Genomic DNA, 19583 nt, shown 5'->3' on the forward strand with positions numbered 1-19583 from the left:
GGGCGGGAGCGGCGCGCGCCAGGGAGGGTCCGTTCAGAGGGACGGTGGCGCCTCAGGCTCGTTCCCGGATAAGGATTCCCTGCGCCGTTTGCGGTATTCGGAGGGCGTCAACTTCATATAGTGTTTGAAGGTCTGAATAAAATAGCTGAAATTTTCGAATCCGACGTCCATGCCGACGTCGGTTATTTTTTTGCTGTCATCCTCCAGCAGTTGCGCGGCTTTCTGGATCCGGTAGTAATTGATGTAGTCCACCGGGGTTTTGCGGACCATCTGCTTGAAGAAACGGCAAAAATGGGCCTCGCTGACATGCTCCATGGCGGCAAGGTCTTTGATGCGGATCCGCTCGGAATAGTGGGTCTGGATGTATTGCAGGATCGTCTTGATCCGCGCCAGTTGCTCCTGTTGGGCTCCGAAATTCTTCCGGGCCGCGGCGCGCCCGCTGTTGGCGATGAGCAACGCGACGATCTGGTAGAGCCGGGCTTTGATTAGCAGCTCATAAGTGAAAGGCTGCGCCGCCTCCAGCGTAATGATGGCGTTCAGGTGGCCCAGGAGTTCCTTTTCCCAATCCGCTTCGCCAAGGATCAACGAGGGTAAGGCATAATCCTTGCGCAGCACCGGGGCAATGTAACGGTTCTGCAAGTCGTCGTAGCCGACGCCTGCCAGCAGGCTGGGGTGGAAGACCAGGGCATGGAGCGCGCAGGGCGCATGCGCCGCCGGATAGGCGGCATGCAATTCCCGGCTGTTGATGAAGACCGCCTGACCGGCGGCGGCTTCGAACCCGCCGGCATCGATCTGAAACAGCGCGTTTCCCTCTTGCACCAGGTTCAGCTCCAGCTCATCATGCCAATGGCAGGGGAAGAGATGATCGCCGGTAACTTCCACCCGGTAAACACTGAGCGGAAACAGCGCATCCCCGTGGACCCGGTTTTCAAACAAACTGCGCTCCATGTCTTGACGACTCCTATTGGAATTGGACACCATATCAAAAACGTGTTATAAACAGTCCAAATTCTGAAAGAAAAGGTCCGAAAATATCAATATAATTATAGCGTAAGGATTGATGCCCGGCAACAGCGGGAGCAATGGAAATGTCATAAATGTCATAGAGGAAAGGAACGATGATCCGTTATGAAGTTTACCGATGGCTACTGGCATGTAAGAGAAGGCGTGACGATTCACAATCCGGTCGAGCTGCGCGACGTGAAGGCCGATGCCGGCTCCCTCGTAGCCTACGCGGCCTGCAAGATGGTCAAGCACCGGGGCGATACGCTGAATGCGCCGTTAATCACCATCGAATACAGTTCGCCGCTGGCGGAGGTGATCGGTGTCCGGATCTGGCATCATCGCGGCCGCAAGCAGTTGGGACCGGAATTTGCGCTGCACCGGGAGGATGTCGCGATTAAAATCACCGACGAACCCGCCCGGGCTACGCTCCAGAGCGGCAAGCTGCAAGTGACGGTCGGCAAGGGCGAGGGTTGGAAGGTCGATTTTCGTTACGACGGGCGGCGTCTCACCGGGACCGGGACCAAAAGCACCGGTTACATCCTGGATGCGGAGCGCGGGGCGTATATCCGGGAGCAATTGGACCTGGGCGTGGGCGAGTATGTTTATGGCCTGGGCGAGCGCTTCACGCCGTTCGTCAAGAACGGTCAGGTCGTCGATATCTGGAATGAGGACGGCGGCACCAGCAGCGAGCAGGCTTACAAGAATATTCCCTTCTATATTACCAATCAAGGATATGGCGTCCTCGTCAACCACCCGGAACGGGTCTCCTTCGAGATTGCCTCGGAAAACGTCTCGAAGGTCCAGTTCAGCGTCCCCGGCGAGTATCTGGAGTATTACATCATCGGCGGCGCTTCCTTGAAAGAAGTCTTGCAGAACTACACCAAGCTGACCGGCAGACCGGCGCTGCCGCCGGCCTGGTCCTTCGGACTTTGGCTGACGACCTCCTTCACCACGAGCTATGACGAGGCTACCGTCAACAGTTTCATCGACGGGATGATCGAGCGCGATCTGCCGTTGCATGTCTTCCACTTCGATTGTTTTTGGATGAAAGAGTATCAGTGGTGTGATTTCCGGTGGGACCCCGAGGTATTCCCCGAGCCGGAAACGATGTTGCAACGGTTAAAAGCCAAAGGCTTGAAGATCTGCGTCTGGATCAATCCCTATATCGCACAGAAATCCTACCTGTTCGACGAGGGAATGAAGCATGGGTATTTGGTGAAGACCAAAAACGGTGACGTCTGGCAGTGGGATCGCTGGCAGGCCGGGATGGGGCTGGTGGATTTCACCAACCCGGCGGCGACGCGCTGGTTCCAGGGCAAGCTGAAAGCGCTGCTCGACATGGGCGTCGACTGTTTCAAGACCGATTTCGGCGAACGGATCCCCACCGATGTGGTTTATTACGACGGCTCCGATCCGCTCAAGATGCATAATTATTATACGTTCTTATACAACAAGGCAGTTTTCGAACTGCTGGAAGCGGTCCGCGGCAAACATGAGGCGGCCTTGTTCGCCCGTTCGGCCACGGTGGGGGGCCAGCAATTCCCGGTACACTGGGGCGGCGATTGTTCGGCCACTTATGAGTCGATGGCGGAGACCTTGCGGGGCGGCCTGTCGCTCTGCCTAACCGGTTTCGGGTTTTGGTCCCATGATATCAGCGGCTTCGAAAAGACGGCCCCGCCGGATATCTACAAACGATGGATCGCCTTCGGCCTGTTGTCTTCCCACAGCCGGCTGCACGGCAACGAATCCTACCGGGTGCCCTGGCTGTTCGACGAAGAGTCCGTGGAGGTGCTGCGATTTTTCACCCATTTGAAATGCAGTTTGATGCCTTATCTGTTCGGCGCCGCCGTGAATGCCACCCAAACCGGCGTCCCGATGCTTCGGGCGATGGTGCTGGAGTTCGCCGCCGATCCGACCTGCAGCTTCCTGGATCGCCAGTATATGCTGGGTGATTCACTGCTGGTGGCGCCGATCTTCAACACCGAGGGCCAGGCCTCCTATTATCTGCCCGCCGGGACCTGGACCCACTTTTTGACCGGAGAGAAGATCCAGGGCGGCTGCTGGCGCGAGGAACGGCACGATTATTTGAGCCTCCCGCTGCTGGCGCGGCAGAATTCCATCATCGCGGTGGGGAATAATCTGAGGCAGCCGGCCTATGATTATGCCGACGGGGTGACGTTGCACCTGTTTGAGCTGGCGGATGGCGCCAGTGCCGCGACCATCGTTTACAATACGGACGGCGCAGCGGAGCTGACCGTGACGGCTGAGCGGCGTGACGGGAAGGTCACTGTCGTAGTGGAAGGCAGCGGCAAACCCTGGAGCCTACTGTTGCGAGGCGTGAACGCAGTCCATTCCGTAAGCGGCGGTTCCAGCCAAAAAGAACCGTTGGGGATCAAGATTACGCCGGAACCGGGAAATGGACGATTGATTGTGGCTTATTGATCTTACTCGGGCTGTTTTTTGAGAAGGGGTTTCAACATCCGGAATCCCCTTCTTTTTTTATTACTGAGTATCAACTTCGCTCCGCTCACCCTCTGACTGTACCCGTTTTTCGCCGCACTTCCCCGACTTATCCACAGCCAAAACCGTTAACCACGTTAAACGGATCCATTTATCCACAAAAATAGGTCGCTTATCCACAAAAAGAGCTTGCTGAACGACTGAGCAAGCTCTCTCATTCACAAAACAAGCTTGCTTATCCACAAAACGAGCTTGCCGAGCGACTGAGCGAGCTCACTGATTCACAAAACCAGCTTGCTGATTCACAAAACAAGCTCACTCATCCACAAAAAGAGCTCGCTGAACGACTGAGCAAGCTCGCTTATTCACAAAACGAGCTTGCCCGGCGACTGAATGAGCTCTTTCAGTCACCCAAAGCGATCCGTGATTCGCAAAACGTTCTCTTTCAGCTCCTCAGGTCCGTATCCGCAAAACGGCGCTAGATATAGGATGAAATAAATTCTTTTGTTACACTTCGCGATTTACCCTTGAAATCCAACCTGCCGGTTCGGCAATTCTCCGTGATACTCAGGGCGAATGGCACAAATTGACTGGGCATGGGGGCTGATAATTTTATATAATGATAATGATATTTAAAATTTTGCCGAAGAAATTGTTAAAGAAGCCCGGCGCAGGTAACAATCAGTTTTGCCGGTTTTCGGGACATCCGAAACGACTTCGCCGGAGAGGGAGGCGACCCGTTCATTGTTCCAAGTTCCTGCTTGGATTAGGCGGCATTCTTTTTCTTGGAAGATATCTTTCACCCAAAAACTGATGCTGATATTTCTGTTCGTCTCTTTGATACCGGTAACACTGGTTCAGCTCTTCAATTATTATTACACCGTGAAAGTGATGGAGCGAAAAGTCAAGGAATATGCGGGCAGTAGCTTAACCCATACGATCCGGAACCTCCGGACCGAATTGTCGGCTTACGAGGATCTAGTCTATCAGGTCGCATACGATGACAGTCTGATTGAGTTGCTGGCGCAATTAAACGACAAGTACGATGCGGCCACCTGGAACAAATTGCAACTGAAATTGAATATCCTTTCCTACTCGAAAAAGTGGATCAATAGCCTGGTGCTGATCACCGAGAACGGCGATTCCGTGATCAGCATCGACCGAACCGGGCAGGACATTAACAATCATTTTTGGCAGTCATTGGGGGATCTCACGGGGACGACGTTTTACCGCAAAAGCATCGAGCTATACAGTCGGAATGTTTGGGAAGGCACCAAGTTTTTAGGGGCTTACGGCGATACATTATACTATTCTTTCTTCCTCAGCCGGCGGATCATTGATTTCAATACCAACCGGCCGCTGGGAGTGGTGGTCCTGAGCATCGGCGAACCTTTGCTGACCGGCATCTATGCCGATCAAAAGGAAGAGATGCGTCAGGATCTGAATAAAACTTTCATTGTGGATGAAACAGGGCGGATCATCTCGCATCCGGTGAAAAAGCTGATCGGCGGGGACGTGCGCGATATCTTCCCGCCACCGGTCGCCAAACAACTGTTGCGGAAAGAAGACCTCATCGAGCTGAATTCGAAAATCTTCGGCAAAGGGGTGATCGTGGACAGCGCGCCGATCTCCAAGACCGGCTGGCGGGTCGTGAACATCATTGACCGGGATCATCTTTTCCGGGAGATCCGCCTGACGAAAAACCTGATCCTGCTGATCCAGACTTTCGCCATGATCTCCTTGATCCTGATCGCGATCAGCGTCTCCAAGCGATTGACCGCTGCGGTGAAAAAGATCGTTCAGGCCATGCTCAAAGCCGAAAACGGCGACTTGTCGGTGCGGGTTGAAACCGATACCGACGACGAAATTTCGCTGATTGCCAAGAGTTTTAATACCATGATCGAGAAGATCCGGAGCTTGGTGGAGGAAGTCAAAAGGGTGACCCAGAAAGAGAAGGAAGCGGAGATTAAGAAGCTTGAGATGCAGATCAACCCGCATTTTCTCTATAATACGCTCGATTCGATCAATTGGATGGCGATCGAAAAGGGCGAACTGGAGATCAGCGAGAGCCTGAAGCAGTTGGCCAATATTTTGCGTTACAGCGTCAACGGCAGCAATCAAAAAGTGACGCTCCGGCAAGAGAGCGAATGGCTCCGGGATTATCTCGCCCTGCAAAAATGCCGTTTTTCCGATAGCTTCACCTATCGGATCGCCATTGACCCCGAGCTGATGGATTGCTGGATCCATAAACTATTGCTCCAGCCGTTTATCGAAAACGCGATCATTCATGGCTTGGCGGGAAAGACGAACGGCGGGATATTGGAGATCACCGGGAAGAGCTTTGGCGCGGATCAGATGCTGCTGACCATCCGCGATAACGGCAAGGGAATGAACCGGGCGAAGATTCTCAGTGTCTTTGAGAAACGGGAAAATGGGGAAGCCGGGATCGGCATTACGAACGCCCTGTCGCGCCTGGAACTGTATTACGGAGCCAATTACCGGCTGCACGTCAAAAGTCCGGTGAATGGCGGTACGATTATTCGAATCATTATTCCCAAGGATTGGGAGGGTCGGGAGACAGATGCGAATCGTTGTGGTTGAAGATGAACTCCGTACCCGGAGAAGTATTATTAAGTTGCTCACCAAGCTCAATCCCGATTACCGGGTGGTTGGCGAGGCCGAGGACGGCGCCGCGGGTCTGACGGTGATCGAGCAGACCGCGCCGGATCTGGTCATTACGGACATCAAAATGCCCAATATCGACGGCTTGGAGATGATCAAGACACTGAAGCTGCGGAACGCGGATCTTCGCAGCAAATTCCTCATTCTCAGCGGCTATGCCGAGTTCGAATATGCCCAACAGGCATTGAAACTGGGGCTGGTTGAGTACCTGTTAAAACCGATCACCGTCCCTGAATTGATCGCCAGCCTTCAAAGTATCGAGCGGATGCTGGCCAAGGAGCAAGAGGCCGCCGGGATGCTGGCGGCGCGGTCGGAACCGCCGGAGAAACTTTTGGGAAAGATCATGATGGACCAAGGCAATTCGCCGGCGGATATCGGGAAACTGGCCCAGCATTTTGAGCAAGTTGCCGCTGTCCGGTGGTCCCTGGGATTAATCCGCTTTGAGCCGGATGTGCCAGAGCCGGAGCAGGAGGATTGGGTCGCCGAGTTGACCAGGCTGATCGGGGATGACAGCTGGGGCGAACTGCGGCCGTTGCTGGCCGCCAACAAGCCCCGGAGGGAACTGGCGTTACTTTTTCCACAGCAGGCGGCGGGCTCCGGCGCTAGCTTCATGGGAAAGCTGCGGAGTCACTGCGCGGATCACTGGTCCGGCGAGGTGGTGGCCGGCTATGCGGAGCTGGACGGGTTGGAGACGATCGGCCGGACGTATCTGTGGATCAGCGCTAACCTGAAGTGGAATCTGGTATTGGAGGATATCGTTTTCCAGGAGAAGGTGGCGCTGTTCAAGCCGGAGCAATTTATATATCCCACCGAGATGGAGATCAAAATCACCCAGCGGATTGCGACTTTGAATTTTGGGGACCTTTTCGACGAGCTGGAACAGTTTTTTGGCCGCCTCAAGGCGCGTTTATTCCATCCCGACGATTTGCGAGAGGCGGTCACCCGGCTGACGGGAGCGGTGCTCTATGCGATCCAGCGGGAACGGGCTGAAATGAATGACCAGGTCAAAAACACCTTGATTATCAGCAGGATGGACCAGTGTCTTTGGCTCGGAAATAAGCGGAAAATCCTGGAGGATCTCCTCCGCCAGGTGGCCGGGGAATGCAGCCGGAAAGTCAGCCAGTATAACCTGGTGATCCGGAAAACCCTGAAGATCATCGAGAAAGAGTACCATCTGGATCTCTCCTTGGAGTATCTGGCGGGAAAGCTGCACATCACGCCGGAGTATTTAAGTGCGCTTTTCGCACGGGAAACCGGGAAAAATCTCATCGCTTACCTGACCGAATACCGGATCGAAAAATCAAAGGATCTGTTGTTGAGCCGGCAGTATAAGATTTACGAGATCGCCAAAATGGTGGGATATTCCGACGTCAAATACTACTGCAAAGTCTTCAAGAAGATCACCGGGCATTCGGCGGGAGACTATCTGAAGCTGTCTTGTTAACGCATTGCAAGAAATCAGGAGAAATGGATCTTTTTGTCATGATTGGCGCGAAAAAATAACGAAGCGGCGTTTCGTATGCAGAAAATTAACCAATCGTTTTCCGTGGGGCCTATCGCAAACATAAAGCATAGCCCCATTTTTGTTTAAAAAATTGCACCTTTATAAAGGATTTCGGATTTATCGTTTTACAGAACCGTAATAAAATGAAATTGTTCCAGAAACAAGAAAAAAGGAGTGGAAAAGTTGAAAAAGGCAAACAAAAAAATCTTGTCCGTGTTGTTTGTGTTGGTCATGGGGCTCTCTTTAACGGCGGCCAACGCCGCGGCGCCCAAAGTCAAGCTGAGAATGTGGAATATCTTCCCCGGCGCGGTTCAAGACGCCTTCAAGTCGATCGTGCATGATTATAATGCTTCGCAGGACAAAGTGGAAGTGGTTCCGGAGTATATTCCGCTGCCGGAATTGAAAAAGCAGCTCTCCATCGGCATGGCGGGCGATGATCTTCCCGACCTGGTCACGGTGGACAATCCGGATCAGGCGGCGTTTTCGGCCATGGGCGTCTTCGAGGACATCACTCAGCGCCTGGCCAAGTGGAAACAAGTGAACAAGTTCTTCAAAGGGCCGATCCAATCCACCATTTACAACAAAAGACAGTACGGGTTGCCGTTTTACAGCAATTGTCTCGCCCTTTTCTACAATGAAACCATGCTACAGGAAGCCGGCGTGAAGCCGCCCCGCAACTTCGGGCAAGTCATGGAAGCGACCAAGAAACTGACCACCAAGGAGCACTACGGTCTGGCCATCTGCGCGGCGCGGAGCGAGGAAGGGACCTTCCAATTCCTGCCCTGGCTGATCGCGTCCGGCGGGAATTTCGCCAAGCTTGACGATGCCAAAGCGACCCGCGCGCTTCAGATGTGGACCGATTTGGTGAAAAAAGGATACATGAGCAAAGAAGTGATCAACTGGGGACAGCCGGATGTTGAGAAACAGTTCGCTGCGGGCAAAGCGGCCATGATGATCAATGGCCCGTGGCAGATTTCCAATCTCAAGAAGGACGCTCCCGATCTGAAGTGGAACGTGGCCCTCTTCCCGAAAGATAAAAAGGAAGCCTCGGTGCTCGGCGGTTACAACATCGCGATTCTCAAGGGCAAACAAGTGAATGAAAGCTTCCAATTCCTGACCTATCTCTGCAGTAAGAATGTGATGGCCAAGTTCTGCAGGCTGTCGGGGCATCTGCCGGCCCGGAGCGATGTCGCTCAGGATGATACCTGGCAAAAGGATCCAATCCTGAAAACCTTTATGGATCAAATGAAATACGCGATGCCGCGGGGACCCCATCCCAAATGGCCGGAGTTCTCCGGGGCCATCCAGATTGCTATCCAGGAAGCCCTCTCCGGATTCAAAACACCGGCCCAAGCGCTGAAGGATGCCTCCAAAAAAGTGAATATCGTGCAATAAGTTCTTTCATCAGGCTGGGTTCATTGCTTCGAATGAGTGGCCCAGCCTGATTCAGTCAAGACAAGATGCGGGGGATGTTTCTCATCCCCCACAGCCAAGCGGCTGAAAAAACCCGAAATTGGCCGGGGTTGGTTTGCGAAACCGGTTTCCGTTGAGCCGAATCCTTGGCAAAAGAGAGCCGGATGGATTGGAATGGATGAATTGAGGGGACTGCCTCAATCTTCTTCAGGATACCCAAAAATGTTTGAAGCATCGTTCGATAAGTTGAAATAAATACGGCCAATCGTTGTTTATTTCAAACTTATGAATCAAGGAAATATGTTGCAATCGCCAAAGTTATGCAAAGAACTGATTGCAACGTTTATCGATTGGGGTGGGATGATTATGAAAAAATCTCGAGCGGAAGCCGGGGATTGGGCGAAGTATCTGTTTGTACTGCCGGCGCTGCTGTTTATGTTGGCCTTTATCGGCTATCCGATTATTTATAACATAATCCTGAGCCTGCGGGACGTCAGCGTGATGACGTTTCAAAATGCCAAGGAACTGGTGGGCCTCAGGAATTATGTGCAGCTTTTCACCGAGTCGAATGGCATTTTGAACCTTTCGATCCTGAACACTTTCTTTTATACGGCGGTCTGTCTGATCTTCCAGTTTTCCATCGGGTTCGCTTTCGCCATCTTTTTCGCGCTGAGGTTCCGCTATGCCAGCTTTCTGCGCGGGCTGGCGATGATCGCCTGGATGGTGCCGATGACCATCACCGGCCTGATGTTTAAGTACATGTTGAGCCCGAGCGGCGGCTTGATCAATGAGATCCTGATGGCGCTGCACCTGGTCAAGGAGCCGGTGGAGTGGCTGATCAACGGGAAAACCGCGATGTGGGGCATTATCATCACCAATATCTGGGTGGGCATACCCTTCAATATGATCCTCCTGGCCACCGGGATCACCACGATACCCGAGAGCGTCTATGAGAGCGCCAATATTGACGGAGCCAATTTCCTGCAGAAGTTTTTCTGCATTACGGTTCCGATGATCCGGCCGGCGATCATGTCCGTGCTGACCCTGGGCTTTATCTATACCTTCAAAGTGTTCGACCTGGTCTTCATCATGACCAACGGCGGGCCGGTCAATGCGACGGAGGTACTCTCCACCTTGGCGTACCGGATGTCTTTCGTGGAGTTTAACTTCAGCAAAGGCGCGACGGTATCCAATGTCCTGTTCATCATCCTGTTCTTCGTCGGCCTTTTCTACTTACGCCTGATCCGCCAGAATGAGGAGGTCATGTAGATGAAATCACCCGCCTGGAGACTATCGGACCAGCACCGGGAGTGGCTCTTGAACGGAATCGCCATTGCGATCTGCGCTGTCTTTCTCTTCCCCATCTATTGGCTGATCGTGACCTCGCTCAAGACGGAGGCGGAGATCTTCCGGACGCCGCCCACCTTATTCCCGACGGCGGTGCAGTTTAAGAACTACATCGTCGAATCCAGCGGCGGCTTCAGCATCTACCGCTCCTTCTTCAACAGCATGCTGATCTCGCTCAGCACGATGGTCATCTCGATGGCCCTCTCGACGCCGGCCGCCTATGGCATGGCCCGCTACAACATGTCGTTCAAAAAGACCATGCTGCTTTTGTTCCTGGTTACGCAGATGATGCCGCCGACACTGATCCTGACCCCGCTGTTCATCATCTTTAAGCAAGCGCGGGTGCTCAACACCTATCTGGCGCCGATCATCGCCGACTGCACCATCGCCATCCCGTTCAGCGTCCTCACCCTCCGGACCTACTTCCTGTCGATCCCCAAGGAGCTGGAGGAGTCGGCCCGGATCGACGGCTGCAACAAATTCGTGGCCTTTATGAGAATCATGATTCCGGTGTCCTATCCCGGCGTCATTGTGTCGGCGGCTTTCTCATTCCTGTTCGCCTGGGGCAACCTGATCTATCCGCTGACCTATCTCACCAATCAGGCGATGCGCCCGTTGACCGCGGGAATCTATAACTTCATCATTGCCGAGTACGGCATCAGTTGGAACCGGGTGATGGCTTTCGGGGTCCTGACGGTGCTCCCGGTCATCGTCATCTTTATCAGCTTGCAAAAATACCTGGTTGGCGGTCTAACCACCGGCACCGTCAAAGGATAATAGGAGGAACAGCCAATGTCGAATCAAACAAGCGCCAACGAAGCAAAGTATGGGCCGTTAAAATGGACGAAGAACGCCGCTGCCGTGCAAAACCAAAAGGGCGGCATCTTTGTGAACGTGGCCAAATTCCCGAAGATCACCGAGCTGAAGGAGGTTGCCTTTTTACTGGCCCAACGGGTCAAGAGCTACCGCAGGGAGCAGAACGCCGTGGCCTTTCAGGTCGAGGGGAAATTCTACCGCCAAGCGCCGCAATACCGTTACCTGGATTTCCGGCCGATGCACGACGAGTTGCCCAACACCCGGAATCTCTGCGTCCGGCTGAGCTTTCTCAATGACGATGTGGTGCGGATCCAGCTGGCCGAGGGCATGGCGGTCCCGGAGAACCGGACCGAGATGATCGGCGATTGTCAGTACGAACCGGTCCAGCTGGCGGTGGTGGAAGACGCGGCGGAAGTTGTCATCTCCACCCGCCGGATTACGGTGCGGATCCATAAAGAACCTTGGAACCTGACGATCAGCGACTGCGCCGGCAAGATCTTTTACAAACAATTCAGCGGCGACGAGCATTCGTTCATGAAATACGAGGTTTGCCCGTTCGGCTTTTTGTATGACCGCGACCATCAGGAGAAATTCAGCTGCGAGGGGGTTTATTTCGACGATGCCGAACATTTTTACGGTTTTGGGGAGAAATTCGGCGCTCTCGACAAGAAGGGCCAGACCTTGAACCTCTGGAACGCCAATGCGATGGGGACCAATACCGAGCGCAGCTATAAAAATATCCCCTTCTTCATCAGTTCCCGGGGCTATGGGGTCTTTTACAACACTTCCTACAAGCTAAACTGCGATATGGGCAATTCGCTCTACAAAGCCTATTCCATCATGAGCGGCGATCCGGCGCTGGACTTTTTTGTGATCCATGGGCCTTCGATCAAGGAGATCCTGCCGCGCTACACTGCCATCACCGGCAAGCCGGTGATGCCGCCCAAATGGTCTTTCGGCCTGTGGATGAGCAAGATCAGCTACGGCTCCCGGGAAGAGGTGGAAGGGGTCGCCAAGAAGCTGCGCGAGCGCCAGATTCCCTGCGACGTCATTCATATCGACACCGACTGGTTCGACGAGAGCTGGGTCTGCAACTGGAAATTCTCCGAAAAGCGTTTCCCCAAGGTGGCCGAGATGATCGCCGACCTGAGCCGGGACGGTTTTAAGATCTCCCTGTGGCAGCTGCCCTACGTCGAGAAAGGCAATCTGACGGTCAATGACGTCTATGAAGAGGGCATGGCCAAAGGCTACTTCGCCTGCGCCGGCGATGGCGAGCTGGAGTTCCCGCACGGCCTGATCGATTTCTCCAATCCCGAGGCGGTGGACTGGTACCAGCACAAACTGCTCCAACCGCTGCTGGAATTGGGGATCAAAGCGATTAAGGTCGATTTCGGCGAGTCGGCGCCGGCCTCCTATACCTATCAGAATTGCGACGGCAAGGCCATGCACAATCTGTACGCCTTGCTCTACAATAAAGCGGCCTACGAGGCCACGGCGGAGGTCTACGGCGAGGAAGACGCGGTGATCTGGGCGCGCAGCACCTGGGCGGGTTCGCAGAAGTATCCGGTCCACTGGGGCGGCGACGCCGGAACCGACTTCCACGGGCTGGCTTCTTCGATCAAGGGCGGGCTCGGCTTCGGTTTGTCGGGATTCCCGTTCTGGAGCCACGATATCGGCGGTTTCTGGTTCGATACCAACCCGGTGCTGTTCGCACGCTGGACCCAAGTGGGCATGTTCAGTTCCCATGCCCGGACTCACGGCTTCTTCACCCGGGAACCCTGGGACTTCGGACCGGAAGTGGAGGCGATCTTCAAGAAGTATACCGAACTGCGCTACCGGCTGATCCCCTATATCTATTCATCGGCGCGGCAATGCGTGGCGGAGAGCCTGCCGCTCTTCCGGGCCCTGGTCCTCGAGTACCAGGACGATCCGGCGGTGGCCGGGATCGACAGCCAGTATCTCTTCGGCGAGTCCTTCCTGGTGGCGCCGATCCTCAATGAGGAGAACGTCCGCTCGATTTACCTGCCGGAAGGAATCTGGACCGACTATTGGGACGGCACCCAGTATCAAGGCAAGCAATGGCTGACCTATGAGGCGGGCCTCGACAAGCTGCCGCTCTTTGTCCGGGCCAACGCGATCATTCCCATGGGCCCGCTGATGAACTATATCGACGAGCGGGAATGCGACCCGATCACGCTCGACCTCTACCCGGTCGGCGGCCAGTCCCGTTTCGGGATCGTCGATACCGATCAAAACCGGATCCAAGTGACGCTGCAGGCCGATGAGAGCATCCGGGTCACGGTGTCGCCTTCGGAGCATCACTTCCTTTTGGAGCTGCACAATACCGGCGCGGTGACCGGGGTGACGGTGAACGGTGCGCCGGTGCCGGTAGCGGCGAACGATCCCCAAGCTCCCTGCCACCGGAACGGCCGGGGCCTGACCATCCGGGCCGAGGGCCAATCCGACCGGGAATTGGTGATCGTCGTTCAGAAAGCCTGACCGTTTTGCGCCGGGGCGACCCGCCCCGCGATGTTGCAACAAGAGAGAGCTCATCCTCGCCTGACTCCGGTCAGGCAGGGATGGGCTCTCTTTGATCAAAGCCGCGCTCCGCGGGGCGCAAACGGAAGGGGATGGCCGGCACAAACTACCGGTACCTGAAAGAGTTGGAGTCCGACTCGATTACCTGATGTGATCATAAAACCGTTTCCATTCTGGACCCGGACCGGCTCCGGGAGTTGTCCACCCGGCCTTCCGGAGGTGGCCGGGTGGACAGCGCGCGGGAATGAATCTCCGTTCCAGACTTTAAAAACCGGGAGAGTCGCCGGCGGGAACGGCCGGCTGGGGAGATTCGGTTTGGGGCCTGGATTCCGAAGGAACGGCGGTGCCGGCATGGGGCTCATTCCCGGCCGGCAAAGACTCCGCTGGCGGCGTGGCCGAACCAGGGAGAGGCTCCGGAACGGAAACTCCATTGACTGCAGAGTCCGGCTGCGGTACCCGGGAGCGGGGCGGTGCGGACAGAGGACGCCGGAGCGGTTTATCCAAATGAAAGTAAGCCTCTAGGATTTTCCGGGCAATGGGCGCGGCGCCGCCACTGCCCGAGCCGCCCTGTTCGACAAAGACCACGATGACGATCCGCGGCCGGCGGGCCGGGGCATAACATGCGAACACGCCGGAATTGTCGTAGGGCGGCTTTTGGGCGGTACCGGTTTTGCCGGCGATGGGATACCGCTCTATCGGGAAGCCTCGGAATGCCGAGGCAGCAGTGCCGCCGTCGCCGATCACTTCCATCAGCCCCTCCTGGATAATCGCCTGGACATCTGGGGGCAGCTTCAGATCCTGGACGACTTGAGGCGCGAATTTCGCCACCGGACGGCCGGCGGCCGAGGTAATCTTGGAGACCAGGCGCGGCCGGTACAGCTTGCCGCGATTGGCGAGCGCCGCGTAAACCTGGGCTAATTGCAGGGGAGTGACCGTAAGATAGGTCTGGCCGATCCCAAACATCTTCGTCTCAATGTCGAACCAAGTCTTTTCCCTGGTATGCTTGCGTTTCCATTCGGGATCCGGCACCAGGCCCGAAGCCTCCCCCGGATACAGTTGAAGGCCGGTCGGCTTCCCCAGGCCGAAGGCGCGGCTGTATTTGGCCAGGATCTCCGGACCCACCCGGCTGCTGAGTTCGCCCATGACGATATTGCAGGAATTTTTTAAACCGTCAATCACATTCTCCCGGAAATGCGCCTTCGGCCCGAAGCGGTTGGTAACCGTCCAACATTTAAAGTTCTGGCCGTAAACCGGGTCAAAGCCGTTGCAGTAGAACTGATCGTCGAGGGTGACCTTATGCTCCATGAGGGCGGACAGGACGGTAAGCGGTTTAAACGTCGAGCCCGGAGCGAACTCTCCCTGGATCGTCCGGTTGGTGAGCGGGTGCAGGGGATTCTGATAGATCGAATCGGCGACTTCCCGGGACATGACCCCGCTGAACCAGTTGGGGTCAAACCCGGGCTTGCTCACCATGGCCAGAATATCGCCGTTCCGGGGATCCAGGGCGAGCACTGCCCCGGATTTGGCATTCTTCCACTGGGTATATTTTTGGAGCCAGGCCAGCTGGGCGTCGAGCGCTTTCTCGGCCGCGGCCTGGAGCTTTAGATCGATGGTCAAATGCAGATCATAGCCGGGAACAGGCTCCCGGTTCTCCAATAGCCGCAAGGGACGGCCGTGAATATCGGCCTCGTAAATCTTGCCGCCGCCGCTTCCGCGCAAAAAATCCTCATAGGTGCGTTCCAATCCGGTTTTGCCGATCGGGTCGCCGGGATGATAGCCCTTATCCCGGAGCTGCAGGAGTTCCTGGAGATCGATCTCCCGGGTATAACCGAATAAATGGCAACCCAGCTCCCGGTAGGGGTAAAAACGGATCGGCACCTCATCCACTTCCACCCCGGCCAAGTTCAGTTGGGCTTCCTTAAGACGAATGACGGTGTCCGGATCGAGATTTTTCATGATCGGCACGTACTGGTAGTCGCTCCGGGGATATTTGGGGTTGGGCTGGAGCTTCGTCCGCAATTCGGCGGGGGTGAGCTTCAGGATTTTGCACAGCAGCGCAAGCTCTTCCGGCTTATCCTCAATATCTTCGGGAACGACCGAGACATGATGGGAGAACTGGCTGGTTGCCAAAATTTTGCCCTTGCGGTCGTAAATCATCCCGCGCGGAGCATTGATCCTAACGACCCGGGTCTGGTTCTGCCGCGATTTTACCATAATCGCCGAACCTTCCATGATCTGAAGCTGCCACAACCGGATCAATAGGACCGCGAAGACAATCAGGACGAGTCTGGAAAGATATTTGAACTTGCTCTCGAAATTCTTCAGCGCGCCGTATTCCATCCCATGATTGGGCCTCCTGCATTAAAATCCGTGCCGCCGGACGGGGTTTTCTGTTGATTATATGTCTAGGAAAAGCGGTTTAACTCATCTTCCGCATACCATATTTTGTAATCCGCGGAAACTCACTCCAAAACACTGGCGGAACCAAAAATAAAGTCCATCGCCCGCGCGGCGCAAGGATGTCCATCCGCGACAGCCCCCGCCGCAAAACGATAATACCAGGGTAGTCATTTTTAAACCGGAATATACATGGCTTCGTCCGGAACCATTCTAATGAAGACATTGGAATGCATCGAGCCAAGCGGACCGCTTTTAACGTTTCTGTTCCGGAAGCGGGGAACCGGCTTCGCAGGCGCTTTGCCGCCCGAGATGATTGGCGCGGATTTCTCATTGAAGTCCAGGCTTTTTGGGACCGGGAATTTTAACCGGCGCGCCGGAAATAACACCCGCCCCGCCGGACGCATATGCTATGGGTATACCGATCGGTGCGGGAGGCATGGTAATGGCGGAATATGAATCTTTCTCCGGTGTGATTACCCGGATCGATGATTTTTGGGTGGGGAACGGCCGGCAAGCGGGTTGTTATAAGCTGATGTCGGTCGAGAATAGCAGCGGCAACCGGGTCGATTTTGTGGTGGCTCCGGCCACTTATTTCGTCGATCACACGATGGTGAGCGTGGGGGATACGGTCACCGGGTTTTACGACACGAGCATGGCGGCGCCGGCCATTTATCCGCCCCAATTCCGGGCGGTAGTGATGGCGCGGGACGTCCCGGGCCAGAGTGTGAAGGTCGACTATTTTAACGATCAGCTGCTGAGCGGGGACGGCACTTTAAAACTGAATCTCGCTCCATCGACCGGGGTCCTGATCCAAAATGGCCAGGCTTTTACCGGAACTCCCGCCAATCGCGATCTCATCGTAGTTTACGGCCCAACCACCCGGAGTATCCCCGCTCAGACCACGCCCTCGCAGATCATTGTGATTTGCGAACGCTGACGCATATCCGGCCGGACCCGCCGGAGGAGTTTCATCCGCCGGCGCCCCCGGGAAACGCCATTTTAATTTTTCCGTTGGGAGTAAAGCGCCGGAAGTGAAAACTGCCAAGTTTCTCTTTTTGGAGACAGTCCAAGCCCCGGTTGAAGGCGCGGCCCTTCAAATCGCCGCCGACGGCATGCTGTTGTTTGGTATTGGAGCTCTGAATCGCGGCATTCGTCCCGCCGGCGCTGTCGGTTCCGCAACCGCTGGCCACTTGGGTGGCGGAGGATGTTCCCACGGCCCGATTCAATTGGTTGTTGATGACGATAACGATCTCGTGATCGTCTTTATAGTCGCCCGAACGATTGTGAGGCTGAGACTGATAACCTTTCATATCGAGATTCTTGGCCTTTCCCTGGGCCCCCACGCTCTGTTGCTGCAGGGTGTTGGACGAATCGATGGCGGCGTTATTTCCGGCCGCGCTGTTTCTGCCGGCGCCGCTGGCGATCTGGGTTGTATTGGGCGAATGGGTAATCTGGTTATTGATGATGATTACAATTCTCTTTTGTCCCGCTACGGACTCGGTAGTAATTGGTTTTCCGTCTTTATCGATGGTGATCCTGATCTTTTCATCGATGTCTGCCAATTTCACCAGTCCTCCCTCCGTTTTATATATCCTATGCAACGGAATGGAAAGACGAAATGCAATCATCGGCATATCAGTGTATCGGCATGCGAGACAAAACAATAACAGCTGGCGGCGTACGGGGGGAGGCCGGGCCTCCGTTTCGGGCCGGGCGGATAAACTCCGATTTCATTTCATTTGCATTCGGCTTTTCTATGCAAACGGCTTTGTTAAAAGTCGTTGCATTCGGAATGCAAATCTTAGTTCAGAAATTTATTTCATCTGATAGGGTTCAAAAATATTCTCAGCAATATTTTAAAGATCCGGCTATTGACTTAGAGTAAACTCTAAGAAATATACTAAAAATATCACCCGGAAGGCGTTTTTGAATCTGATTCGTTTCCGTCAATCCGCTCCAGGGGGGACCAAGCCTACTAAAAACGTTTGAATCGAAAAAGCGTCCTGGAAACAGTTTTGAAACGACTTTATCCCTTGCTTTTCTGAGCTTTTGTGAACGCCCCGACCTTCGGACGGGGTTTTTCACGACGCTTTAGACGTTAATGCCTGTCGCCGGGCGCTGCCGTTCTGTTGGCTGCGATCGTCGCGGCAGACCAAAATAGGGCATCCATCAAGAACTGGAGGAATGAATATGTTATACCGAAAATTCGGCAAGACCGGCGAAACGGTTTCCGCTTTGGGATTCGGCTGCATGCGGCTGCCGATCCGGGACGACGATCCCAGCCATATCGATGAGGCCGAGGCGATCCGGATGATCCGCTACGCCATTGACGCGGGCGTTAATTATGTGGATACCGCCTATCCCTATCACGGCACCGGTTTTACGCACGGCGGATCCAGCGAGCCGCTGGTCGCCAAGGCGCTCAAGGACGGTTACCGCGAGCGGGTCAAACTGGCGACCAAGCTTCCCAGTTGGCTGATTCAGAGCCGCGCCGACATGGACCAATACTTGGACGAGCAATTGGAGCGGCTGGAGACGGACCATATCGATTTCTACCTGGTGCATTCGTTGAATGTCAGCTCCTGGGCGACGGTAAAGCAGTTCGGCATTGCCGAATTTCTGGACCAGGCGCTGAGGGACGGCAGGATTAAGTACGCCGGCTTCTCCTTCCACGATCGGCTCCCGCTCTTCAAGGAGATCGTCGACGCCTACGACTGGTCGTTCTGCCAGATCCAATACAATTATCTGGACGAAAACTACCAGGCCGGCACGGAGGGCCTGGAGTACGCGGCGCAGCGCGGCTTGGGCATGGTGATCATGGAGCCGTTGCGCGGCGGAAAGATCGTGAATCTCCCCCAGGCGGCCCGGGATGTTTTGGAGCGGACCGGCAGCGGGCGCACCCCGGCGGAATGGGGTTTGCGCTGGGTATGGAATAGCCCGGAAGTATCGGTGGTCCTGAGCGGCATGACCACCATGGAGCAGGTGGTCGAAAACGTCAAGGCCGCCGGGGAGGTGCTGCCGGATTCCCTCAGCCAGGAAGAGCTGGCCGCCATCGAGCGGGTCAAGAGGATCTTCAACGAACGGGTCAAAGTGCAATGCACCGCCTGCGGCTACTGTATGCCTTGCCCGGTCGGGATCAATATTCCGGGCTGTTTTTCATTCTACAACGACCATTGGGTATTTGACGGCAACCCGCAGATCAAAGCGATGTACCAGCGCCAGTCCACTCTCACCAAGGCGGCGCCCGCCTCCAAGTGCGTGGCATGCGGCCGCTGTGAGAGCCACTGCCCGCAAGGCATCGCCATCCGCGACGAACTGAAACGGGTCACCGAATTATTCGCCTGAGCCCGCCGGAACGGCCCGGGTGCCAACATAAAACCGCATCGACTCCGTTTTCCCACAGCGGCTTCATCCGCCG

Annotated in this window: 12 protein-coding genes; 9 read left to right on the forward strand and 3 right to left on the reverse strand. The window is 55.2% G+C overall.

Going from position 1 to position 19583, the window contains the following annotated elements; translation table 11 throughout:
- Positions 1-33: 33 nt before the first annotated feature.
- Positions 34-948, reverse strand: coding sequence for an AraC family transcriptional regulator (locus EDC14_RS19735; RefSeq protein ID WP_165908165.1), 915 nt, complete (start codon positions 946-948; stop codon positions 34-36).
- 180 nt (positions 949-1128) lie between these two features.
- On the opposite strand from EDC14_RS19735, the gene yicI reads away from it, so the two are divergent.
- From yicI to EDC14_RS19770, 7 genes are all read left to right on the forward strand, one after another.
- Positions 1129-3447, forward strand: coding sequence for an alpha-xylosidase (gene yicI, locus EDC14_RS19740; RefSeq protein WP_132016046.1), 2319 nt, complete (start codon positions 1129-1131; stop codon positions 3445-3447).
- Between the two features lie 762 nt (positions 3448-4209).
- The gene (locus EDC14_RS19745) at positions 4210-6066 is read left to right on the forward strand and encodes a sensor histidine kinase (RefSeq protein ID WP_132016047.1); all 1857 of its coding nucleotides are present in this window, start codon (positions 4210-4212) and stop codon (positions 6064-6066) included.
- On the forward strand, positions 6047-7591 hold the full coding sequence (locus EDC14_RS19750; RefSeq protein ID WP_165908166.1) for a response regulator transcription factor: 1545 nt from the start codon (positions 6047-6049) through the stop codon (positions 7589-7591). The genes EDC14_RS19745 and EDC14_RS19750 overlap by 20 nt, the downstream gene beginning before the upstream one ends.
- 243 nt (positions 7592-7834) lie before the next feature.
- Positions 7835-9046: an ABC transporter substrate-binding protein gene (locus EDC14_RS19755; protein WP_132016049.1), complete on the forward strand. Its 1212-nt coding sequence runs from the start codon at positions 7835-7837 to the stop codon at positions 9044-9046.
- A 384-nt stretch (positions 9047-9430) separates the two neighbouring features.
- Positions 9431-10333 carry a carbohydrate ABC transporter permease gene (locus EDC14_RS19760; protein WP_132016050.1) on the forward strand — a complete coding sequence of 301 codons (903 nt, stop codon included), beginning with the start codon at positions 9431-9433 and terminating at the stop codon, positions 10331-10333.
- Positions 10334-11188, forward strand: a complete 855-nt coding sequence (locus EDC14_RS19765) for a carbohydrate ABC transporter permease (protein WP_132016051.1) — start codon at positions 10334-10336, stop codon at positions 11186-11188.
- Positions 11189-11203: 15 nt separating this feature from the next.
- Positions 11204-13726, forward strand: a complete 2523-nt coding sequence (locus EDC14_RS19770; protein WP_132016052.1) for a TIM-barrel domain-containing protein — start codon at positions 11204-11206, stop codon at positions 13724-13726.
- 303 nt (positions 13727-14029) lie between these two features.
- On the opposite strand, the gene mrdA is transcribed toward EDC14_RS19770, so the two are convergent.
- Positions 14030-16105: a penicillin-binding protein 2 gene (mrdA, locus tag EDC14_RS19775; RefSeq protein ID WP_132016053.1), complete on the reverse strand. Its 2076-nt coding sequence runs from the start codon at positions 16103-16105 to the stop codon at positions 14030-14032.
- Between the two features lie 502 nt (positions 16106-16607).
- On the opposite strand from mrdA, the gene EDC14_RS19780 reads away from it, so the two are divergent.
- Positions 16608-17102 (forward strand): hypothetical protein, encoded by a 495-nt coding sequence (locus EDC14_RS19780; protein WP_132016054.1) that lies wholly within the window; start codon positions 16608-16610, stop codon positions 17100-17102.
- 31 nt (positions 17103-17133) lie between these two features.
- Here EDC14_RS19780 and EDC14_RS19785 read toward each other — a convergent pair whose 3' ends face one another.
- A complete protein-coding gene (locus tag EDC14_RS19785; RefSeq protein WP_341540177.1) occupies positions 17134-17727 on the reverse strand; it encodes a hypothetical protein in 594 nt (197 codons plus the stop codon).
- 628 nt (positions 17728-18355) lie between these two features.
- Here EDC14_RS19785 and EDC14_RS19790 point away from each other — a divergent pair.
- Entirely contained in the window at positions 18356-19510 is a 1155-nt protein-coding gene (locus EDC14_RS19790) for an aldo/keto reductase (protein WP_132016055.1), read from the forward strand.
- The last annotated feature ends 73 nt before the right edge of the window (positions 19511-19583 follow it).

Source organism: Hydrogenispora ethanolica, from assembly GCF_004340685.1.
Taxonomy (GTDB): domain Bacteria; phylum Bacillota; class UBA4882; order UBA8346; family UBA8346; genus Hydrogenispora; species Hydrogenispora ethanolica.

What these genes read in the sequence shown, in the direction of transcription:
- EDC14_RS19735 (WP_165908165.1), bottom strand. Translation starts at nt 948, where the DNA reads ATGGAGCGCAGTTTGTTTGAAAACCGGGTCCACGGGGATGCGCTGTTT.
- yicI (WP_132016046.1), top strand. Translation starts at nt 1,129, where the DNA reads ATGAAGTTTACCGATGGCTACTGGCATGTAAGAGAAGGCGTGACGATT.
- EDC14_RS19750 (WP_165908166.1), top strand. Translation starts at nt 6,047, where the DNA reads ATGCGAATCGTTGTGGTTGAAGATGAACTCCGTACCCGGAGAAGTATT.
- EDC14_RS19760 (WP_132016050.1), top strand. Translation starts at nt 9,431, where the DNA reads ATGAAAAAATCTCGAGCGGAAGCCGGGGATTGGGCGAAGTATCTGTTT.
- EDC14_RS19765 (WP_132016051.1), top strand. Translation starts at nt 10,334, where the DNA reads ATGAAATCACCCGCCTGGAGACTATCGGACCAGCACCGGGAGTGGCTC.
- EDC14_RS19770 (WP_132016052.1), top strand. Translation starts at nt 11,204, where the DNA reads ATGTCGAATCAAACAAGCGCCAACGAAGCAAAGTATGGGCCGTTAAAA.
- mrdA (WP_132016053.1), bottom strand. Translation starts at nt 16,105, where the DNA reads ATGGAATACGGCGCGCTGAAGAATTTCGAGAGCAAGTTCAAATATCTT.
- EDC14_RS19780 (WP_132016054.1), top strand. Translation starts at nt 16,608, where the DNA reads ATGGCGGAATATGAATCTTTCTCCGGTGTGATTACCCGGATCGATGAT.
- EDC14_RS19790 (WP_132016055.1), top strand. Translation starts at nt 18,356, where the DNA reads ATGTTATACCGAAAATTCGGCAAGACCGGCGAAACGGTTTCCGCTTTG.